Raw genomic sequence first — 21486 nt, 5'->3', positions numbered from 1 at the left:
AGTGGGAGCCGGGCTTGCCCGCGATGAGGCCTTCAAGGCCAACACACAACTTAATTGAAGGAGTCCACCATGCAAAACTGGCAACACTCGGTGATCTACCAGATCTACCCAAAAAGCTTTCACAGCCACGCGGGTAACGCCACCGGTGACCTGCTGGGCATCGTGGACAAACTTGATTACCTGAAATGGCTGGGCGTGGACTGCCTGTGGATCACCCCGTTCCTGCGCTCGCCGCAACGCGATAACGGCTACGACATCAGCGACTACTACGCTATCGACCCCAGCTACGGGACCATGGCCGATTGCGACCTGCTGATCAGCGAAGCGGCCAAGCGCGGCATCAAGCTGATGCTCGACATTGTGGTCAACCATACCTCCATCGAGCATGAGTGGTTCCAGCAGGCGCGCAGCAGCCTCGACAACCCGTATCGCGACTTCTACATCTGGCGCGACCAGCCGAATAACTGGGAATCCAAGTTCGGCGGCTCGGCCTGGGAATACGAGGCGCAAACCGGCCAGTACTTCCTGCACCTGTTCGACCACACCCAGGCTGACCTCAATTGGGACAACCCCAACGTGCGCGCCGAGGTGTACCAGTTGATGCGTTTCTGGCGTGACAAAGGCGTGGGTGGCTTCCGTCTGGATGTGATCAACCTGATCTCCAAGCCTGCCGATTTCCCCGAAGACAACACCGACGGCCGCCGCTTCTACACCGATGGCCCGAACGTGCATGAGTACCTGCAGGAAATGCACCGTGAAGTCTTCGAAGGCCATGACCTGATCAACGTCGGCGAGATGTCGTCCACCAGCCTGGAACACTGCATCCGCTATTCGAATCCTGCATCGAAAGAGCTGTCGATGACCTTCAACTTTCATCACCTGAAAGTGGATTACCCGAACCTGCAAAAGTGGGTGAAGGCTGACTTCGATTTCCTGCAACTCAAGCAGATTTTTTCCGACTGGCAGTTGGGCATGCAAGCCGGTGGCGGCTGGAACGCGCTGTTCTGGTGTAACCACGACCAGCCGCGGGTGGTCTCGCGGTTTGGTGACGACGGTGAGTACCGCGTGGTCTCGGCCAAGATGCTCGCCACTGCGCTGCACTTTCTCCAGGGCACGCCGTATGTGTACCAGGGCGAAGAGCTGGGCATGACCAATCCAGGGTTCGACAAGATTGATCAGTACCGAGATGTCGAGACGCTGAACATCTTCCGGCTCAAGCGCGATGCCGGTGAGTCCGAGGCGTCGAGCATGGCGGCGATCATGCAGAAGTCGCGCGACAACGGTCGTACGCCGATGCAGTGGAGCACGCAGGCCAATGCCGGTTTCAGCAGCGGGGAACCGTGGATCGGTATTCCGGCCAACGCGGCGCAGATCAACGTCGAAAGCCAACTGGATGACCCGGATTCGGTGCTGCATCACTACCGCGCGCTGATTGCGTTGCGTCGTCACGAGCCGCTGATCCAGGAGGGTGTTTATCGCCAACTGCTGCAAGACCACCTCCAGGTCTGGGCGTACCTGCGCGAAGGCGATGGCGAGCGCTTGTTGGTGCTGAACAATTTTTACGGCACACCCTGCGAAATCCAACTGCCGGAAGGCGTCATCAGTGCGGCGAACGAGCAACGCCTGCTGATCAGCAATTACCCCGACTGCCCATTGCGTTCGAGCACGGTGGTGTTGCGACCTTATGAGTCGTTTGTGCTGCACCTCAAGGACTGAGACCCGCTTCAACCCCTGTATGGGAGTGCAGGGGCGCTTCACCAAAACATAATAAAAATATTGGAGTGCTTCATGAAAACAACAATAAAGCTGGGCCTTATTGCGTCGTGTCTCACCGCCCCTTTTGCCGCTCAGGCCCTCGAATTTGCCGGTTACTTGCGCAGCGGCGCGGGCACGTCGACGGGCAGTGGCAAGCAACAGTGTTTCCAACTGCCGGGAGCGCAATCGAAATACCGTCTGGGTAACGAATGCGAGCAGTACGCTGAATTTGAATTGCGCCAGGACCTGCTGACCCTCGACGACGGCTCGGTGCTCAGCGTCGATGCCATGGCGTCCCTGTACAACAAGTACGACCGCGCCCTGAAATTCCAGGGTGAAGACAACGGCTCGGCGCGCATGCCGCAGATGTATGCGCAGTGGTCCAACCTGCCCAGTCTCAATGGTGGTTCGTTGTGGGCCGGCCGTCGTTACTACAAGCGTAACGACATCCATATCTCCGACTTCTACTACTGGAACCAGAGCGCCACGGGCGGCGGTATCGAGGACGTGTTGATCGGTGACCTCAAATACAGCTATGCCCTCTCGCGCAAGGACAACCTGTACCAGAAGGAATACGCCACCCGTCACGACTTCAACGTCGCAGGCTTCAAGACCAACCCCGGCGGTGAGCTGGAGTTCGGCTTGAGCTACATCGAAAAAGCCGGCGGGCGTGACGCCAACAGCGGTTGGGCGATCACGGCGCAGCATGTGCAAAAACCTTTCCTTGGCGGTAAGAACAAATTCGCCTTGCAGTACGGCGAAGGCCCCGGCACGGGCTTGGGTTATACCGGCGACACCGCGCTGGACAAGAGCAGCAAAAGTTACCGCGCCGTGGAATTTTTTGACTGGCAGGTGACCCCGCGATTCGGCGGGCAGATCGAGGCGGTGTACCAGAAAGACATCCGACCTGGCAGCCAGGACCAGACCTGGATGTCCATCGGCGTGCGCCCGGCGTACGCCATCAGCGAGCAGTTCAAACTGGTCACCGAACTTGGGCATGATCAGGTTGAGGCCGCCGGTGGTACGCGCAAGTTGAGCAAATTTACCTTCGCCCCGACCTGGTCGCCCAACGGCCCGGATTTCTGGGCGCGGCCGGAAGTGCGTTTGTACTACACCTATGCAACCTGGAACGAAGCGGCCAAGCGCGCGGCGAATGAACTGGCGGCAGGTTCGGCGTTGTCCGACACCGGCGCGTACGGTACGGCGCGGCACGGGTCGAATGTGGGTGTGCAGGTCGAATACTGGTGGAAGTAAATCTGTAAATGTACGCGGACTAAATGTGGGAGCGGGCTTGCTCGCGAAAGCGGTGGGTCATCCAATACATGTGTCGCCTGATACACCGCATTCGCGAGCAAGCCCGCTCCCACATTTGATCTTCGTCATCCCAGGACTCACATCCACCCTATGATTTTTACAGAACAAAACAGCAGGTGAAGTCATGACCACAACTCAACCCCTGGAACTGCTGGCGCCCCTGTCCGGGGTGCTGCTGGCGCTGGATCAGGTGCCCGACCCAGTGTTCGCCAGTCGCGTGATCGGCGACGGCCTGTGTATCGATCCCACCTCGCAAACCCTGTGCGCGCCGTTGGCCGGGGTGATCAGCAATATCCAGGACAGTGGTCATGCGGTCAGCGTGACCGACGACAATGGCGTCCAGGTGCTGATGCATATCGGCCTGGACACCGTGAACCTGGCGGGTCAGGGCTTCCGCCGACTGGTGCAGGAAGGCCAGCGGGTGGAGGCCGGGCAGCCGCTGATTGAGTTCGACGCCGACTACGTGGCGCTCAATGCGCGCAGTTTGCTGACCTTGATGCTGGTGGTCAGTGGCGAACCGTTTACGCTGCTGGCCGAGGACGGCGGTGTGGTGGATGCAGGCCAGCCGCTGTTGCGAGTATCACCGGGGGAGGCCGCTTCCGCAGCGGTCGAGGAGGAGGGCGATGCGCGGTTTTCCAAGCCGCTGACCTTGCCCAATACCAACGGTTTGCACGCCCGTCCTGCGGCGGTCTTTGCCCAGGCGGCGAAAGGGTTCAGTGCCAGCATTTACCTGCACAAGCAAACCCAGAGTGCCAACGCCAAGTCGCTGGTGGCGATCATGGCGCTGCAAACCGTGCAGGGCGATACCTTGCAGGTGAGTGCGGCGGGTGAGGATGCCGAGGCGGCGATCGAGGCATTGGTCGCGCTGCTGGCTGAAGGGTGTGGCGAGACGATCGCGGCACCGGCTGAGGTGGCCGAGGTGGTCGAGGCCGTTGCGCCGGTATCGTCGGCGACCTTGCTGCGGGGCGTATGTGCGTCCCCGGGGTCGGCATTTGGTCAGGTGGTGCAAGTGGCCGAGCCTGAACTGAAGATTACCGAAGCGGGCGCAGGAGAGGCGACCGAGCGGGCCATATTGGCACGTGGCCTGCTGGCGGCAACCGAGGCGCTGCAAGCCTTGCAGGCCAAGGCGGCCGGCAGTGCCCAGGCGGAGATCTTCCGCGCCCATCAAGAGCTGCTTGAAGATCCAACCCTGCTGGAGCAAGCCCATGCCATGCTGGCCAATGGCAAAAGCGCTGCCTTTGCATGGAACCGCGCCACGGTAAACACCGCCACATTGTTCCAGGGCCTGGGCAACGCGCTGCTCGCCGAGCGCGCGGCAGACTTGGCGGATGTCGGCCAGCGCGTGCTTAAACTGATCCTCGGTGTCCAGGAGCGTGCCTGGGACTTGCCTGAGCAAACCATCCTGATCGCCGAGCAACTGACCCCGTCACAGACCGCCAGCCTGGACACACGCAAGGTCCTGGGCTTTGTCACGGTCGGCGGCGGCGCGACCAGCCATGTCGCGATCCTCGCCCGGGCACTGGGTCTTCCGGCTATTTGCGGTGTGCCAGCGCACGTGCTGGCGCTGGCCAACGGCAAACAAGTACTGCTTGACGCCGACAAAGGCGAGCTGCACCTGGACCCGGACCTGGCCGAAATTGAACAACTGCAGGCAGCCCGGCAGCAGCAGGTGCTGCGCTGTCAACGCGAAGTGGCACAGGCTGCCTTACCGGCCATCACACGCGATGGTCATCACGTTGAGGTCACGGCTAACGTCGCGTCGTTGCAGGAGGTGGAGCAATCCCTGAGCCTGGGCGGTGAAGGCGTCGGCCTGCTGCGCTCGGAGTTCCTCTACCTGGACCGCAATCGCGCACCGAGCCCCGAGGAGCAAGCCGGTACTTATAGCGCCATCGCCCGCGCCCTGGGCACCGAGCGCAATTTGGTCGTGCGCACCTTGGACGTCGGTGGCGACAAACCATTGGCCTACGTGCCGATGGAGAGCGAGACCAACCCCTTCCTCGGTTTGCGCGGTATTCGCCTGTGCCTGGAACGCCCCGCGTTATTGCGCGAGCAGTTCCGTGCGATCCTGGCGAGTGCCGGGTTTGCGCGGCTGCATATCATGCTGCCGATGGTCAGCCTGCTGTCGGAGCTGCACCTGGCGCGCAAGATTCTTGAAGAAGAAGCGCTGGCGCTGGGGCTCTGCGAACTACCGAAGCTGGGGATCATGATCGAGGTGCCTTCTGCCGCGTTGATGGCGGACGTTTTCGCGCCGCATGTGGATTTCTTCTCTATTGGCACCAATGACTTGACCCAATACACGCTGGCGATGGACCGCGACCACCCAAGGCTGGCCAGCCAGGCCGACAGTTTTCATCCGTCGGTGCTGCGGTTGATCGCCACCACGGTCAAGGCCGCCCATGCGCATGGCAAGTGGGTCGGTGTGTGCGGCGCGTTGGCGTCCGAAGCGCTGGCGGTGCCGGTGTTGATCGGGCTTGGCGTGGATGAATTGTCAGTGAGCGTACCGCTGATCCCGACCATCAAGGCCACGGTGCGCGAGCTGGACCTGGCCGACTGCCAGATCATCGCCCGCCAGGTGCTCGGCTTGGAAGAAGCTGCCCAAGTGCGCGAGGCCCTGCGCCTCTATCACGCGGCCACCGTTGAAACCTCACCTGTCGTGGAGCACTGAGCATGTTCGAGAAATTGCAGCGGGCGTTCTGGAAAGCCCTGACCCCGGATCTGATTGCCGAGACGGTGGTGGCGCCGCCACCGAGTTTGTTGTCGGCCGAAATGCTGAATGCGTTGGGTGGCGCGGATAATCTCAAGTCGCAGCAGCGCGTGGCGCTGACGCGGGTGCGCGTGCAGCTGCAGGATGCCGGGCGGTTGGATGCGCAGGCGCTGAAGGCGGCGGGTGTTGCGGGGGTGATGGTGTTGACCGGCGGCGTCGTGCATCTGCTCACCGGCCTCTAAGCCAGGCGGAGATCAAAAATGTGGGAGCGGGCTTGCTCGCGATAGCGGTATGTCAGGCAACGCATGTGTCGGCTGTAAGAATGCCATCGCGGGCAAGCCCGGCTCCCACAGGATTCTGCAGTGTTTGCGAGTCTGGTGTTAAAGCTGCGGGGTGTCTTCAGGCGGCTTGGTCTTGTCGATACCCGGCACATGCAAGTTGCCTTCGACCACCTGGTTGCCTTCCAGCTGCGGCTGGGTCACCCACGTGAGGATGTCGTAGTAGCGCCGGATGTTCGCCACAAAGTGCACCGGCTCACCGCCGCGCGCATAGCCGTAGCGGGTCTTGCTGTACCACTGCTTTTGCGCCAGGCGCGGCAGCATCTTCTTCACATCCAGCCACTTGTTCGGGTTCAGGCCTTCTCGCTTGGCCAGCGTACGCGCATCTTCCAGATGGCCGGTGCCGACGTTGTAGGCGGCTAGGGCGAACCAGGTGCGGTCCGGCTCGGCGATGCTGTCGTCCAGCTCATCCTTGATCTTGGCCAGGTACTTGGCGCCGCCCATGATGCTTTGCTTGGCGTCCAGGCGGTTGGACACGCCCATCGCCTGGGCGGTGTTCTGGGTCAGCATCATCAGGCCGCGCACGCCGGTCTTGGAGGTGACGGCCGGCTGCCACAGCGATTCCTGATAGCCGATGGCTGCCAGTAATCGCCAATCGACTTTTTCTTCCTTGGCGTAGGCTTTGAAGTGCTTTTCGTACTTGGGCAGGCGCTGCTGCAAATGCTGCGCGAAGGTGTAGGCACCGACATAGCCGAGTACATCAACGTGCCCGTAATAGCGGTCTTTAAGGCGCTGCAGCGTGCCGTTCTTTTCTACCTTGTCCAGGTAACTGTTGATCTCGTTGAGCAGGCTGTTGTCATCCCCCGCCGCCACGGCCCAGCTCTGGTTACTGGCATTGCCGAGGTCGAACGCCACGCGCACGTTGGGGAAGTACACCTGGTTCATCGCGACTTCGTTGGAGTCCACCAGGGTCAGGTCGATTTGCCCCTCGTCCACCATGCGCAGCAGGTCGACCACTTCAACGGCGTCGGACTCTTCGTATTCAATCGCAGGGTTCTGCTTTTTAAGCTCGGCCAATTGCTCGGCGTGGGTGCTGCCCTTAAGCACCATGATCTTCTTGCCCACCAGGTCCGCCGGGGTGGTCGGGCGAGACTGGCCATTGCGGTAGATGATCTGCGGCGTCACTTCCAGGTACGGATGGGAGAAGCGCACCTGTTGCGCGCGTTGCTCGCTGCTGACCAGGCCGGCGGCGGCCAGAACCGGGCCCTTGGGTTTGCCCAATTGGCCGAAAAGGTCATCGAGGTTATCAGCGGTCTCGATCTCCAGCTTCACACCCAGGTCATCGGCAAAACGCTTGACCAGTTCGTACTCGAAACCGGTTTCACCATTGCGGTCCTGGAAATACGTCGCCGGGCTGTTCCGGGTGATCACCCGCAATACGCCATCCTCCTTGATTCGCTCGAGCGTGCTGGGCTTATCAACACAGGCGCTGAGCATCAGGAAGAGTCCGGTTGCGATGAGCCATTTGGCGCATCGCGGGCGTAAAGCAGTAGGGGAGAACATCTGCGCAGTATACGCAAACGACCCTCGGCGCCATATCTCGACAGCAGGGGACTTGTCTGCTAGCGCCCGCAAAACCGGGCTGAAGCCCGCAGAAACGTGGGTTGACGAGGGTTTGTGACGGTTAAAATAACTGCGCGCAAACCCTTGGAAAACGCTCCGATACCGTGCAATCAGTGCCAACTGACGTTCGGCAGCCGCCAGCCGTGCCGTTTCGGGTGCCGTTGGCGGCGGTTTACGCTAGAATGCACGGCCTCAAAGCACACCCCTTCCCGAGGCTGTCCCGAAGATGTTGATCCTGCGCGGCGCTCCTGCCCTTTCTGCCTTTCGCCACAGCAAACTCCTTGAGCAATTGAGCCAAAAGGTTCCAGCGGTTACAGGCTTGTATGCTGAATTTGCTCACTTCGCCGACGTTACCGGCGTGTTGACCGCCGACGAACAGCAAGTGCTCGCACGCCTTCTGAAGTACGGCCCCAGCGTTCCCGTTCAAGAGCCGACCGGCCGCTTGTTCCTGGTTCTGCCGCGGTTCGGCACCATCTCGCCCTGGTCGAGCAAGGCCAGTGATATCGCGCGTAACTGCGGCCTGGAAAAAATCCAGCGCCTGGAACGCGGTATCGCTTTCTACGTCGCCGGCCAGTTCAGCGATGCCGAGGCCGAGCTGATCGCCAGCAGCTTGCACGATCGCATGACCCAGATCATCGTCAGCCAGCTGGAACAGGCTGCCGGTCTGTTCAGCCACGCCGAGCCCAAGCCGCTGACCGCGATTGACGTGCTGGGCGGTGGCCGCGCCGCCCTCGAGAAGGCCAACACCGAACTGGGCCTGGCCCTGGCCGAAGACGAGATCGACTACCTGGTCAACGCCTTCATTGGCTTGAAGCGCAACCCGCACGACATCGAACTGATGATGTTTGCGCAGGCCAACTCCGAGCACTGCCGTCACAAGATCTTCAACGCCAGTTGGGACATCGACGGCGAAAGCCAGGAAAAAAGCCTGTTCGGCATGATCAAGAACACCTACGTGATGCACAGCGAAGGCGTTCTGTCGGCTTATAAGGACAACGCTTCGGTGATCGTCGGCTCCGTCGCCGGGCGTTTCTTCCCGGACCCTGAAACCCGCCAGTACGGCGCGGTGCAGGAGCCGGTGCACATCCTGATGAAGGTTGAAACCCACAACCACCCGACCGCGATTGCCCCGTTCCCGGGCGCCGCCACCGGTTCCGGTGGCGAAATCCGTGACGAAGGTGCTACCGGCCGTGGCGCCAAGCCAAAGGCGGGCCTGACCGGTTTTACCGTGTCCAACCTGCAGATCCCGGGCTTCGAACAGCCGTGGGAAGTGCCGTACGGCAAGCCTGAGCGCATTGTTACCGCGCTGGACATCATGATCGAAGGCCCACTGGGCGGCGCCGCGTTCAACAACGAATTCGGGCGCCCGGCGCTGACCGGCTATTTCCGTACGTTCGAGCAGTCCATCACCACCCCGCGTGGCGATGAAGTGCGCGGCTACCACAAGCCGATCATGTTGGCCGGCGGTATGGGCAACATCCGTGAAGAACACGTACAGAAAGCCGAAATCCTGGTCGGCTCCAAGCTGATCGTACTCGGCGGCCCGGCGATGTTGATCGGCCTGGGCGGCGGCGCAGCTTCCTCCATGGCCACCGGCACCAGCTCGGCTGACCTGGACTTCGCTTCCGTACAGCGCGAAAACCCTGAAATGGAACGCCGCTGCCAGGAAGTCATCGACCGTTGCTGGCAGTTGGGTGACAAGAACCCGATCAGCTTCATCCACGACGTCGGCGCCGGCGGTTTGTCCAACGCCTTCCCGGAACTGGTCAACGATGGCGACCGTGGTGGCCGTTTCGAGCTGCGCAACATTCCAAACGACGAGCCGGGCATGGCCCCGCACGAAATCTGGAGCAACGAATCCCAGGAACGCTACGTGCTGGCCGTCGGCCCTGAAGACTTCGCGCGCTTCCAGGCCATCTGCGAACGCGAGCGTTGCCCGTTCGCCGTGGTCGGCGAAGCCACTGCCGAACCGCAACTGACGGTTACCGACAGTCACTTCGGCAACAGCCCGGTCGACATGCCACTCGAAGTGCTGCTGGGCAAAGCCCCGCGCATGCACCGTTCGGCGGTACGTGAAGCCGAGCTGGGCGATGACTTCGACCCAAGCACGCTGGAACTGGCCGACAGCATCGAACGCGTGCTGCACCACCCGGCCGTGGCGAGCAAAAGCTTCCTGATCACCATCGGCGACCGCACCATCACCGGCCTGGTTGCCCGTGACCAAATGGTCGGCCCATGGCAAGTGCCGGTGGCCGACGTTGCCGTCACCGCCACCAGCTTCGACGTCTACACCGGTGAAGCCATGGCCATGGGCGAGCGCACGCCGCTGGCGCTGCTGGACGCTCCGGCGTCGGGTCGCATGGCCATTGGTGAAACTCTCACCAACATCGCCGCTTCCCGCATCGGCAAGCTGTCCGACATCAAGCTGTCGGCCAACTGGATGTCCGCTGCCGGTCACCCGGGTGAAGACGCGCGCCTGTACGACACCGTCAAGGCGGTCGGCATGGAGCTGTGCCCTGAACTGGGTATCACCATTCCGGTGGGCAAGGACTCGATGTCCATGGCTACCCGTTGGAACGAAGACGGCACCGACAAGAGCGTCACCTCGCCGCTGTCGCTGATCGTCACCGGTTTCGCACCGGTTACCGACATCCGCCAAACCATGACCCCGCAACTGCGCATGGACAAGGGCACCACCGATCTGATCCTGATCGACCTGGGCCGTGGCCAGAACCGCATGGGCGCCTCGATCCTCGCGCAAACCCATGGCAAGCTTGGCAAGCACGCGCCGGACGTGGATGACGCTGAAGACCTGAAAGCCTTCTTCGCCGTCATCCAGGGCCTGAATGCCGACGGCCACCTGCTGGCGTACCACGATCGTTCCGACGGTGGTTTGCTGACCAGCGTTGTGGAAATGGCCTTCGCCGGTCATTGCGGCCTGAACATCGTGCTCGACAGCGTTGCCGAGGACGCCTCCGAGATCAACGGCATCCTGTTCAACGAAGAGTTGGGCGCCGTGATCCAGGTTCGCCAGGACGCTACGCCGGACGTACTCGCACAATTCAGCGCCGCTGGCCTGGACGACTGCGTGGCCGTGATCGGCCAGCCGATCAACAATGGCGAGATCAATATCTCCTTCAACGGCGACACTGTGTTTGCCGGCCAGCGCCGTCTGCTGCAACGCCAGTGGGCTGAAACCAGCTACCAGATCCAGCGTCTGCGCGACAACGTTGAGTGCGCCGAGCAGGAATTCGACGTGATCCTGGAAGAAGACAACCCGGGCCTGAGCACCAAGCTCAGCTTCGACGTCAACCAGGACATCGCCGCGCCTTACATCAAGAAAGGCATTCGCCCACAAGTTGCGGTACTGCGTGAGCAGGGCGTCAACGGCCAGGTGGAGATGGCGGCCGCGTTCGACCGCGCCGGCTTCAATGCGATCGACGTGCACATGAGCGACATCCTCGCCGGTCGCGTTGACCTCAACGAGTTCAAAGGCCTGGTGGCCTGCGGCGGTTTCTCCTACGGCGACGTGCTGGGTGCCGGTGAAGGCTGGGCCAAGTCGGCCCTGTTCAACAGCCGTGCTCGCGATGCGTTCCAGGGTTTCTTCGAGCGCAACGACAGCTTCACTCTGGGTGTGTGCAACGGTTGCCAGATGATGTCCAACCTCCACGAGCTGATCCCGGGCAGCGAGTTCTGGCCGCACTTTGTGCGTAACCGTTCCGAGCAGTTCGAAGCCCGTGTCGCCATGGTGCAGGTGCAGGAATCCAACTCGATCTTCCTGCAAGGCATGGCCGGTTCGCGCATGCCGATCGCCATTGCCCACGGTGAAGGTCACGCTGAGTTCTCCAGCGAAGAAGCCTTGCTCGAAGCCGACCTGTCCGGCTGTGTGGCCATGCGTTTCGTCGACAACCACGGCAAGGTCACTGAAAGCTACCCGGCCAACCCGAACGGCTCGCCGCGCGGGATCACCGGCCTTACCAGCCGCGACGGTCGCGTGACCATCATGATGCCGCACCCGGAGCGTGTATTCCGCGCCGTGCAGAACTCGTGGCGTCCGGAAGAGTGGAACGAAGACGGCGCCTGGATGCGCATGTTCCGCAACGCCCGCGTGTGGGTGAACTAAGGCGGTGTACAAGCTCAGCTTCTTTGTGCCCGACAGCCATGTGGAGACGGTGAAAACCGCCGTCTTTGCCGCTGGCGGCGGGCGCATCGGCAATTACGACAGCTGTGCCTGGCAAGTGCTGGGCCAGGGCCAATTTCGCGCGTTGGACGGCAGCCAGCCGTTTATCGGGCAAGTCGGCCAGGTTGAAGTGGTTGAAGAATGGAAGGTTGAGCTGGTGGTGGCGGATGAGTTGATCGTGGCGGTTGTGGCCGCGTTGAAACTGAGCCATCCCTATGAGACACCGGCGTATGAGGTGTGGCAGTTGGCGGATTTTTGATTCGCAGATTGTAGAAACAAGAAACCCGCTGGGCCAGTTTGGTCAGCGGGTTTTTTGTTGTTTGCAAGGGCCTATTCGCGAGCAAGCCCGCTCACATATTTGACCGCATTGCCACGTCGGGCACCGATCAAACGTGGGAGCGAGCTTGCTCGCGAACGCGCCGGGACAGGCGCCTGAGATCTTTCCCACAGGCCTTTCAGGTTGTCCCTCGGAACCCGCCTCAATAGCCTTGCTCGGTCACTGAAAAGTCAGTGATCGGGATTTGAGCTCAATACCCGTTCAACAACGTTGCACCGGCTTGAGATTCAATAATGGGTTTTCCAGATGTCGTCTCTCCCCGACTCAATACGAATACCCCACTGGGCCAGGCTTTGATTTCAATGTTCAAGTCCATCGAGGTGGAGTTGATGGTTGAGGGCGCCAAGCCCGGCGCGGTAAAGGTTATTGTCTTTGGCGGTTGTGCTGTCCATTTGTATACGCACCATCGAGTTTCCACTGATGTGGATGCAGAAATTTATTGCGCGAATGCGCGAGACACATTGCGTCTACGGACATTGCTGGCGGAGTTTCCAGAAACATTTTTCGATGAGCAATCCGGCCGCGTCATGGAGCTGAACTACGATCTTCAATACAACACTGCATTTGGCCCGCTTCATGAAGACTACTGGGAACGAAGTATTCCCCTCGAGGCGTTTCCTGATAAATCTTCACTGCATCTGCACATAGCTGCGCCTATCGATATTGCGATCTCCAAATTGGGCAGAGCTACTGATCAGGATATAAGCGACATCATGGCGTTGCTCAGGGCAGGCTTCATCGTTACCACTGAGTTCCGTCGATTGGCATTGCAGGCGATTGATATGTATGTTGGCAATAAAGAATCACCTAGATCCATTCTGACCAATATTCTGCACGACTACTTGGAGACTGAAGTTGACGAAGCCTTTTAACGCTCCCGTCCTCTCATCCGCCTTGGATACGCTGGTCAAAAGCCCTTTGAATCAGGCTGATGACGCTGCGCTTGTCGTTGCAGCGAAGGCGGTTTGGTATTCGGACGCGAACCTTGTGGGCGAGGTGAGGGCTTTTCTGAAGGCGCACTCCAGTGAAGTGGAGCTTCGCCGCGCAGGTTACTTGCTTGAGCGCTTCACGCGCTTTTCATGTGCGACGGATTCCCGGGTATTGGAAGCGTTGAAGGCGCTTGAATTGTTTTCGGGTTCTGCTGCCAAGCACAACGTGCAACCGCAAGGCGCTGTTGCGCTGCGCAGCCGTCGTGATGAACTGGCGGTGTCTTGGGGGTTGAGTGAGGGGCTGGGTTTGAAGGTTCAAGCACTGATGCCTTTCCAGACTCGCCATTACGAAGCTGAGCAGCGTGCGGCGTCTGCTTAGGCGTAGATTGCAAACAATGAACCCGGCTTAGGCCGGGTTTTTTATTGTCTGCGCTATCTTCAGGTCTCGGAGATTTCCCACAGGCCTTTCAGGTTGTCCCTCGGAACTGGCCTCATTAACCTTCGCCAGTCGCTGCCAATTCAGCGATCGGGACTGCAAGCCTGCCGAAATCATGTTGGGAGCTAAGAAGCGCCGCTATAATCGTGGCGTTTTTCATGGTCATCGTTTTGTGGTGGCTGTGCGTGGGAGACCTTCGGGTCTGCCGAGCTGCTCCTGACTCGGTCTTGCAGACCCGCGCACAGCTGCCTCCCATCATCTGCAAGTGATGTTGGCAGCTCCTATTTTTCAGGAGATTTACCATGATCAAAGACAGTCCCAATCCTCCATCTGATTCTCAATCTACCGACCATATTTTCACCGTACTGCCCAACCTGAACAGCGAAACCCTGCTCGCCAACGCCTCCCAAGACCTGGCATCCGTGCAGGCGCTGGCGGGCAATCTGGCGTTTGATATCGACGGCCCGCAGCGTGATGCGGTGCTGGGGATTCATCGGATGCTGGAGGGTATTCAGTTGATGGTGGATCGGGTGTTGGATTTAGTTGAGGTGCCTGAACAGAAGTAATCGGGCGCCTGTCGGGCCCAATCGCGGGCAAGCCCGCTCCCACATGTTGAACTGTGAATACAGTCAAATGTGGGAGCCGGGCTTGCCCGCGATGAGGCCAGAACAGCCGCTACAGCGCTAAACCCTGGCGCCGACCTCACGGCCACTGACCAACCGCTCCAGCGCCTCGCCCAACCCCAAGGCCTTGTCACCAATCAACAGGTGCCAAACCCCGCTGTCCAACTGGCTCACACCCTGGCAACCCAGCGCAGTCAAGTCGGCCTCGGACAGCACCGAGTCATCCCCCAATTCCACGCGCAACCGGGTCATCGCCACGGCTTCCAGCTGCCGCACATTCCCGCGTCCGCCCAAGGCGCTCAGCCATTTCTCGGCCTCGTGCACATTCACCGCAACCGGCTTATCCACAGGCGCAGCCGCTACCGGTGCAGTGGCAACAAATGACGGCATGGCCAAGCGAATCTCATCAGCAATGCTGTCGGCCATCGGCCCCACCACCACCTGCAAACTCCCGCCATTGCCCGGCCGCACCACGGCCATCGCGCCAAGCGCTTTCAGTTCCGCGTCCACTGCCTTGTTGCGATCCACCATGTCCAACCGCAGGCGCGTGGTGCAGGCGCCGACACTCAACAAATTAGCCGCACCGCCCAGCGCACGGATGTACGCACCGGCCCGCTGGTTCTCACTCATCGCCTCGGCCTGCACCACCGGGATATCTTCGCGACCCGGTGTCTTCAGGTTGAAGCGACGGATGCAGTAGTTGAACACGCTGTAGTAGATCACCGCGTAAGCCAACCCGACCGGGAACACCAGCCAGCCATTGGTGGACTTGCCCCAGCCCAGCACCATGTCGATAAAGCCGCCGGAGAAGGTAAAGCCCAGGTGGATATTCAACAGGTCAGTGACCGCCATCGACAGGCCCGTCAGCAGCGCATGGATCAAATACAGGAACGGCGCGAGGAACATGAAGGCGAACTCAATCGGCTCAGTCACACCGGTCAAAAACGAGGTCAGCGCCATCGACAGGAAAATCCCGCCCATCACTTTGCGGCGTTCCGGCAGCGCGTTGCGGTACATCGCCAGGCACGCGGCGGGCAGGCCGAACAGCATCACCGGGAACATACCGGTCATGAACTGGCCCCCTTTCGGGTCGCCGGCGAAGTAGCGGGTCAGGTCGCCGGTGACCACTGCACCGGTTACCGGGTCGGTGAAGCTGCCGAACACAAACCACGCCATGTTGTTGAGGATATGGTGCAGGCCGGTGACGATCAGCAGACGGTTAAACACGCCAAATACGAAGGCACCAATGCTGCCGCTTTCCATCAACAACACACCGAAGCTGTTGATGCCGTGCTGGATCGGCGGCCAGATCAAACCAAAGATCACCCCCAGCGCAACGGCCGAGAAACCCGTGGCAATCGGCACAAACCGCCGCCCGCCGAAGAACGCCAGGTACTCCGGCAGTTTGATGTCCTTGAAGCGGTTGTACAGCCCGCCGGCCATCAAGCCGCTGGCGATACCGGCGAGCATGCCCATGTTGATGGTGGTGTCCATCACCTTGAGCGTGGAGACCATCACCAGGTAACCGATTGCGCCCGCCAGGCCCGCTGTACCGTTATTGTCGCGGGCAAACCCCACGGCGATGCCGATGGCGAAGATCAGCGCGAGGTTGGCGAAGATCGCTTGCCCGGCATCGTGCATCACGGCGATGTTGAGCAGGTCGGTGTCGCCCAGGCGCAGCAAGAGGCCGGCGATCGGCAAGATCGCGATCGGCAACATCAGCGCACGGCCGAGGCGTTGCAAGCCTTCGATAAAGTGTTGGTACATGGCGTGTCTCCCTATTCTTGTTGTTTTCAGCTCAGCGGCCAGTGGTGTTGACAGGCTTGGCGAACGGCTTTGGCGTTGCTCAGGTCGAGCAGGCGTTGGCTCAATTGCCGGCATTGAGCCGCGTCCAGGTGGCGGACACGGTCCTTGATTTCTCCGATTTGCGGCGGGCTGACGGACAGTTCGCTGACACCCAGGCCGATGAGTACCGGCGTGGCCAGCGGGTCGGACGCGAGGGCGCCGCAGATGCCGACCCAACGCCCGTGTTTGGCAGCCCCCGCGCAAGTCTGGGCGATCAGCCGCAGCAAGGCCGGGTGCAGCGCATCGACCCGGGCGGCGAGGCCGGCGTGGTCGCGGTCCATGGCCAGGGTGTACTGGGACAGGTCATTGGTGCCAATGGACAGGAAGTCCGCATGCTGGGCCAACTGCTCGGCCATCAGCGCGGCGGCGGGGACTTCGATCATCACCCCCAGCTCCGGGCGTTGGGTCAATTCCAGCTCCACGCACAATTCATCCAGGCGCTGACGGATCTGCAGCAATTCGTCGACCTCGCTGACCATCGGCAACAGGATGCGGCAACGTTCCAGCGGGCTGACTTGCAGCAGGGCGCGCAATTGCTGGTCGAGCAGTTCAGGCCGCACCTGAGCCATGCGAATCCCGCGCAGGCCCAACACTGGGTTGGCTTCGACGGGCAGCGGCAGGTAGTCGAGCTGTTTGTCGCCGCCCACGTCGATGGTGCGGATGATCACTGACTTGTCGCCCATAGCGTCCAACACGGCTTGATAGGCCTGGCGCTGCTCCTGCTCATCCGGCGCGGTGCGACGGTCGACAAAGAGGAATTCGGTGCGCAACAGGCCGACGCCGTCGGCGCCGTTTTCAAAGGCCACTTGGGCTTCGGCGCTGGAGGCGACATTGGCGGCGACTTCAATGCTCATGCCATCGGTGGTGCGGGCCGGTTCCTGCGCGTGGGCCTGTTGCTGTTGGCGGCGCAGTGTTTGTGCGTCGCGAATCTGGTGCACTTCGGCGTGGCGCGCCTCGCTGGGAGCCAGTTCCAGGCGACCGTTGGCCGCATCCAGCACCACGCGTTGGCCTTGGGGCACATCGAGCACTTCGGCGCCCAATGCCACGACGCAAGGCAAGCCTTTACCGCGGGCCAGAATGGCGACGTGGGACGTGGCGCCGCCTTCGGCCATGCAAATGCCTACGGCGTTTTGCGCACTCAATTGCAGCAGGTCGGATGGCGTCAGTTCATGGGCGCTGACAATTGAACCGGCAGGCAATTCGAAGTGCCAGGTTTCCCCCAGCAGTGCGCGCAGCACGCGTTGTTGCAGATCCCGCAGGTCATTGGCGCGCTCGGCAAACAGCGGTTTGCCCAGCGCCAGTAACACGGCGCATTGCGCCTGGATCGCATCACGCCAGGCGTGGGTGGCGGCGCTGCCGTGTTCGATGGCACCGGTGGCGGCGTCCAACAGCGTCGGGTCTTCCAGCAGCGCGAGGTGGGCGGCGAAGATCTCTTCTTCCTCGACGGCTTTGCGTTGGCGTGCCTGGTCCAGCGTAGTGCGGATCTCGCCGCGCACGTGCTCAAGGGCCGTATCCAGCCGTTGCAGTTGTTCGTCGGCACGATGGTTGCCGGTGTCTGCCGGCAGCTCGATACCGGTCAGGCGAAACAGCGGCCCGCACACCAGGCCGGGCGCTGCACACACGCCTTGTAATACACCGGCTTCGGTATTTGCCTTGCGTGGCGCGACGGCAACCGGCGCGTGCGGTTCTTCGCTGATGGCGACAGACAGTGCCGCAACCAACGCCTGCAACGCGGCCTCGCAATCCTTGCCGCGGCAAGTGACACGTACCTCGTCGCCTTCGCCGATACCCAGCCCCATCAGGCCGATCAGGCTGTCGCACGCCGCCGATTTACCGGCGAAGTGCAGCTGCGCCTGGCTGCTGAAACCTTGGGCGGTCTTGCGGATCAACGCGGCGGGGCGCGCATGCAAACCACCCCGGTGAGTGATACGCACGCTGGCACGGACTTCGGTGAACGCGTTATCCACAGGCGTTTGAGCCGGTGCTGCCGAGCGCGCCACGATGTGTAGCAACGGCTCACCAAGCTTGACGATTTTTCCCGCCACCGGCCGCAGCTCAAAGTGCTCGCCATTAGTCAGAATGATCAGGCTGATCAGGCTCTTGCACTGGCGCGCAATCCGGTCCAGATCGAACTGCACCAGCGCCTGGCCCTGACTCACCCGTGCGCCTTCCTTTACGAGCAGCGCAAACCCTTCGCCATTCAGCTCCACGGTGTCGATGCCCACATGCATCAGCACCTCCGCACCGTTTTCGGCACGAATCGTCAGCGCATGCCCGGTGCGGGCGACATGGATAATCACCCCGTCACAGGGCGCGTGCAGGCAGTCGTTCAGCGGGTCGATGGCAATACCGTCGCCCATGGCGCCGCTGGCGAACACTTCGTCGGGAACGTTGCCCAGGGTCAGCACCGGGCCACAGAGTGGGGCGCTTAGGGTCAATTCATTATTGTTGTAAGACATGGGCACGGTACTCATCAGGAAAACGCTACTCAGTGAGTGCGGGTAACTTTGCTCAGGTGACGCGGCTGGTCCGGGTCCATGCCCCGCGCTTCAGCCAGGCCAGCGGCCATTACGTAAAAGCTTTGGATCGCCAGGATCGGGTCAAGGCTTGGGTGTTCGGCGCGGGTCAGGGTCAGGTCGCGCTCGCTGATATCGTCCGGCGCGGCCAGCAGCACGCGGGCACCGCGTTGGCGCATGTCGGCGGCCAGGCTCAGCAGGCCAGCTTGCTCTGCACCGCGTGGGGCGAACACCAGCAACGGGTAGCCTTGGTCGATCAAGGCCATCGGCCCGTGGCGCACTTCGGCGCTGCTGAAGGCTTCGGCCTGGATCGCCGACGTCTCCTTGAGCTTGAGCGCAGCTTCCTGGGCGATGGCAAAACCGGCGCCTCGGCCGATGACAATCAGCCGTTGGCTGGTGCGCAAGGCGTCGATGGCGGCGGTCCAATCCTGTGTGGCGGCTTCACGCAGGCCGGCGGGCAACGCCTGGCAGGCTTGCAGCAGCAACAGGTCCTGGTTCCAGTGGCCGATCAACTGCGCGCTGGCGCTGAGGGTGGCGATAAAGCTTTTGGTGGCGGCCACGCTTTGTTCCGGGCCGGCGCACAATGGCACATGGAATTCGCAGGCGGCTTCCAGCGGCGAGTCCTCGGCGTTGACCATCGAAATGCTCAAGGCGCCGCGTTTGCGCAGCAAGCGCAGGCTGTTGACCAGGTCCGGGCTTTGCCCCGACTGGGAGAAACCGAACGCGACCTGGCCGCTGACTTTCAGCGGCGCCTGCAACAGCGTCACCACCGACATCGGCAACGACGCCACCGGAATGCCCACATGCTGCATGGCCAGGTAGGCGAAGTAGCTGGCGGCATGGTCCGAACTGCCACGGGCAATGGTCATCGCGACTTGCGGTGGCTGGCGGCGCAGGCGCCCGGCGACTTCCTCCAGCATCGGGTTCAGGCGTTGCAGTTGCGCCGCGACGGCGTCACAGGAGGCCAGGGCCTCTTCAAGCATTTTTGAAGTCAATGGTTTCTCCTTCGACCATTACGTCGGTGAGGTGCAGGGAGCGGTCCAGCCGCACGCAGTCGGCAAAGCTGCCCGGTTGCAGGCGCCCGCGTTCTTCCAGGCCCAGGTAATCCGCAGGAAATTGCGAGAGGCGTTGTGAGGCTTCGCTGATGGGCAGACCGATTTTCACCAGGTTGCGCAGCGCCTGATCCATGGTCAGTGTGCTGCCGGCCAGGGTCCCGTCCGCCAGGCGCACGCCGCCCAGGCATTTGGTCACGGTGTGGCTGCCCAGCTTGTATTCACCGTCGGGCATGCCGGCGGCGGCGGTGGAATCGGTGACGCAGTACAGGCACGGGATCGAGCGCAGGGCCACGCGGATGGCGCCGGGGTGTACGTGGAGCAAATCCGGAATCAACTCAGCGTATTTGGCGTGCGCCAGGGCGGCGCCAACGATGCCCGGTTCGCGGTGATGCAGCGGGCTCATGGCGTTATATAAATGCGTGAAGCTGGTGGCGCCGGCAGCGAGGGCGGCGACGCCTTCTTCATAACTGCCCAAGGTGTGGCCGATCTGCATACGCACACCGCGTTGGCTGAGCGCGCGGATCAGGGCATCGTGGCCAGCGATCTCCGGAGCAATGGTGATCACCCGGATCGGCGCCAGGCGCAGATAGGCTTCCACTTCTGCCATCAGTGCGGTGTGGGCGAAGTTGGGTTGGGCCCCGAGTTTGCCGGGGTTGATGTACGGCCCTTCCAGGTGCACGCCGAGTACACGGGCGCTGCCGGTGGGGCGCTGCTCGCAGAAAGTGCCGAGCTGGCCAAGCACGCGGGAGATTTCGTCCACCGGTGCCGTCATCGTGGTGGCCAGCAGCGACGTCGTGCCAAAACGCACGTGGGTGCGGGTGATGGTCTCGAAGGCGTCGACGCCTTCCATGATGTCTTTGCCGCCACCGCCGTGCACATGCAGGTCGATAAAGCCCGGCAGCAGGTACGGCAAATCGTTTTCAGCGGGGTCGCACGGCGCGCCTTCAATGGCGACCACCTTGCCGTGTTCGTGCACCAGGCGGCCGCGAATCCAGCCGTGGGGCGTGAGGATATTATCTTCGGACATGGGCAGTTCTCTAAGGCCGCAATTCAGCGGCAAAATCGTAGCGGCGCAGCTCTGCGACAAAGTCGTAGTAATCGTTGCGGCAGTAGGTGTCGGTGATTTCAATCGGCGTGTTGTCGGCGGTGTAGCCGACGCGGGTCATCAGCAACATGGCGGTGCCGGGGGCGATGCCTACCAGCTTGGCGAACTCATCCGAGGCATTGATCGCCTGGATATGTTGCAGGGCGCGCACGATGGGCTTGCCGATGCTTTCTAGGTATTCGTACAGCGAATTGCCGATGGCTTGCGGGTGCGGCAGCACTGAGGCAGGCATGGCGGTCATTTCAATCGCCATGACGGTGTCGTCGGCTTTACGCAGACGCTTGAGGCGCGCCACTTTGTCGGTGGGCGACAGGCCCAGGCGGATCAGCTCTTCGTGGGTTGGCTGGGTGATATCGCGCTCCAGCCACTGGGAGCTCGGCACAAACCCCTTGAGGCGCAACATTTCGCTGAAGCCTGAGAGGCGTGACAGCGGTTGTTCCAGGCGCGGGGTGATAAAGGTTCCAGAACCTTGGCTGCGGCGGATCAGGCCTTGGGCAAACAACACTTCCAGCGCTTTACGGGCGGTGACCCGCGAGATGCTTAATTGCTCGCTGAGGGCGCGTTCCGATGGCAGTGCCTGCTCGGATTTCCACTGGCCGGCATGGATCGCCGCTTCGAGGTTGCGGGCCAGTTGCAGGTACAGCGGCGTGGATTGTTTGTCGTCGGGGCGCAGCGTCAGGATAGGGTTCATCTGTGAAGTTTCCGATGCGGTTATTGGAGTGTTGTCGCCCGGTAATGGCCGGAAATTAATACCACTTAAATACCATGTCAATGCTGCCAAAACGG

Annotated in this window: 15 protein-coding genes; 9 read left to right on the top strand and 6 right to left on the bottom strand. The window is 61.4% G+C overall.

Annotated features, from left to right (window positions below; all coding sequences use genetic code 11):
- Positions 1 to 69 precede the first annotated feature (69 nt).
- From treC to ACDZ94_RS02565, 4 genes are all read left to right on the top strand, one after another.
- Positions 70 to 1716 (top strand): alpha,alpha-phosphotrehalase, encoded by a 1647-nt coding sequence (gene treC / locus ACDZ94_RS02580; RefSeq protein WP_064454024.1) that lies wholly within the window; start codon positions 70 to 72, stop codon positions 1714 to 1716.
- Positions 1717 to 1788: 72 nt separating this feature from the next.
- Complete coding sequence (locus ACDZ94_RS02575; protein WP_064454023.1) at positions 1789 to 3009, top strand: maltoporin; 1221 nt, start codon at positions 1789 to 1791, stop codon at positions 3007 to 3009.
- Positions 3010 to 3193: 184 nt separating this feature from the next.
- Entirely contained in the window at positions 3194 to 5734 is a 2541-nt protein-coding gene (ptsP, locus tag ACDZ94_RS02570; RefSeq protein ID WP_432751023.1) for a phosphoenolpyruvate--protein phosphotransferase, read from the top strand.
- Between the two features lie 2 nt (positions 5735 to 5736).
- The gene (locus ACDZ94_RS02565; protein ID WP_221295593.1) at positions 5737 to 6015 is read left to right on the top strand and encodes a PTS transporter subunit EIIB; all 279 of its coding nucleotides are present in this window, start codon (positions 5737 to 5739) and stop codon (positions 6013 to 6015) included.
- A 138-nt stretch (positions 6016 to 6153) separates the two neighbouring features.
- On the opposite strand, the gene mltF is transcribed toward ACDZ94_RS02565, so the two are convergent.
- Positions 6154 to 7614, bottom strand: coding sequence for a membrane-bound lytic murein transglycosylase MltF (gene mltF / locus ACDZ94_RS02560; protein ID WP_407016207.1), 1461 nt, complete (start codon positions 7612 to 7614; stop codon positions 6154 to 6156).
- A 286-nt stretch (positions 7615 to 7900) separates the two neighbouring features.
- Here mltF and purL point away from each other — a divergent pair, with 286 nt between their 5' ends.
- The 5 genes from purL (at position 7901) to ACDZ94_RS02535 (ending at position 14122) form a co-directional block, all read left to right on the top strand.
- Positions 7901 to 11797 (top strand): phosphoribosylformylglycinamidine synthase, encoded by a 3897-nt coding sequence (gene purL / locus ACDZ94_RS02555; RefSeq protein WP_407016208.1) that lies wholly within the window; start codon positions 7901 to 7903, stop codon positions 11795 to 11797.
- 4 nt (positions 11798 to 11801) lie between these two features.
- The gene (locus tag ACDZ94_RS02550; RefSeq protein WP_015885716.1) at positions 11802 to 12113 is read left to right on the top strand and encodes an NIF3 1; all 312 of its coding nucleotides are present in this window, start codon (positions 11802 to 11804) and stop codon (positions 12111 to 12113) included.
- A gap of 311 nt (positions 12114 to 12424) precedes the next feature.
- Positions 12425 to 13063, top strand: a complete 639-nt coding sequence (locus ACDZ94_RS02545) for a DUF6036 family nucleotidyltransferase (protein ID WP_064454018.1) — start codon at positions 12425 to 12427, stop codon at positions 13061 to 13063.
- Positions 13047 to 13499, top strand: coding sequence for a hypothetical protein (locus tag ACDZ94_RS02540; protein WP_407016209.1), 453 nt, complete (start codon positions 13047 to 13049; stop codon positions 13497 to 13499). Before ACDZ94_RS02545 ends, ACDZ94_RS02540 begins: the two co-directional genes overlap by 17 nt.
- A 359-nt stretch (positions 13500 to 13858) precedes the next feature.
- Complete coding sequence (locus ACDZ94_RS02535; RefSeq protein ID WP_064454015.1) at positions 13859 to 14122, top strand: DUF6124 family protein; 264 nt, start codon at positions 13859 to 13861, stop codon at positions 14120 to 14122.
- Positions 14123 to 14239: 117 nt separating this feature from the next.
- Here the strand turns inward: ACDZ94_RS02535 and nagE are convergent, their stop codons facing one another.
- The 5 genes from nagE to ACDZ94_RS02510 are packed head-to-tail and all read right to left on the bottom strand — an operon-like array spanning position 14240 to position 21391.
- Entirely contained in the window at positions 14240 to 15946 is a 1707-nt protein-coding gene (nagE, locus tag ACDZ94_RS02530) for an N-acetylglucosamine-specific PTS transporter subunit IIBC (RefSeq protein ID WP_064454014.1), read from the bottom strand.
- 26 nt (positions 15947 to 15972) lie between these two features.
- The gene (gene ptsP, locus ACDZ94_RS02525; protein ID WP_432751022.1) at positions 15973 to 18483 is read right to left on the bottom strand and encodes a phosphoenolpyruvate--protein phosphotransferase; all 2511 of its coding nucleotides are present in this window, start codon (positions 18481 to 18483) and stop codon (positions 15973 to 15975) included.
- Positions 18484 to 18512: 29 nt separating this feature from the next.
- Positions 18513 to 19523 carry an SIS domain-containing protein gene (locus ACDZ94_RS02520; protein ID WP_407016287.1) on the bottom strand — a complete coding sequence of 337 codons (1011 nt, stop codon included), beginning with the start codon at positions 19521 to 19523 and terminating at the stop codon, positions 18513 to 18515.
- Positions 19516 to 20622: an N-acetylglucosamine-6-phosphate deacetylase gene (gene nagA / locus ACDZ94_RS02515; RefSeq protein ID WP_262666217.1), complete on the bottom strand. Its 1107-nt coding sequence runs from the start codon at positions 20620 to 20622 to the stop codon at positions 19516 to 19518. The genes ACDZ94_RS02520 and nagA overlap by 8 nt, the downstream gene beginning before the upstream one ends.
- Before the next feature lie 10 nt (positions 20623 to 20632).
- Complete coding sequence (locus tag ACDZ94_RS02510) at positions 20633 to 21391, bottom strand: GntR family transcriptional regulator (RefSeq protein WP_064454010.1); 759 nt, start codon at positions 21389 to 21391, stop codon at positions 20633 to 20635.
- Positions 21392 to 21486 lie beyond the last annotated feature (95 nt).

Source organism: Pseudomonas sp. UBT (assembly GCF_050915955.1).
Classification (GTDB): Bacteria; Pseudomonadota; Gammaproteobacteria; order Pseudomonadales; family Pseudomonadaceae; genus Aquipseudomonas; species Aquipseudomonas antarctica_A.
Note: the sequence above shows the minus strand (reverse complement) of the source record. Positions and strands in the feature narration are given on the sequence as shown.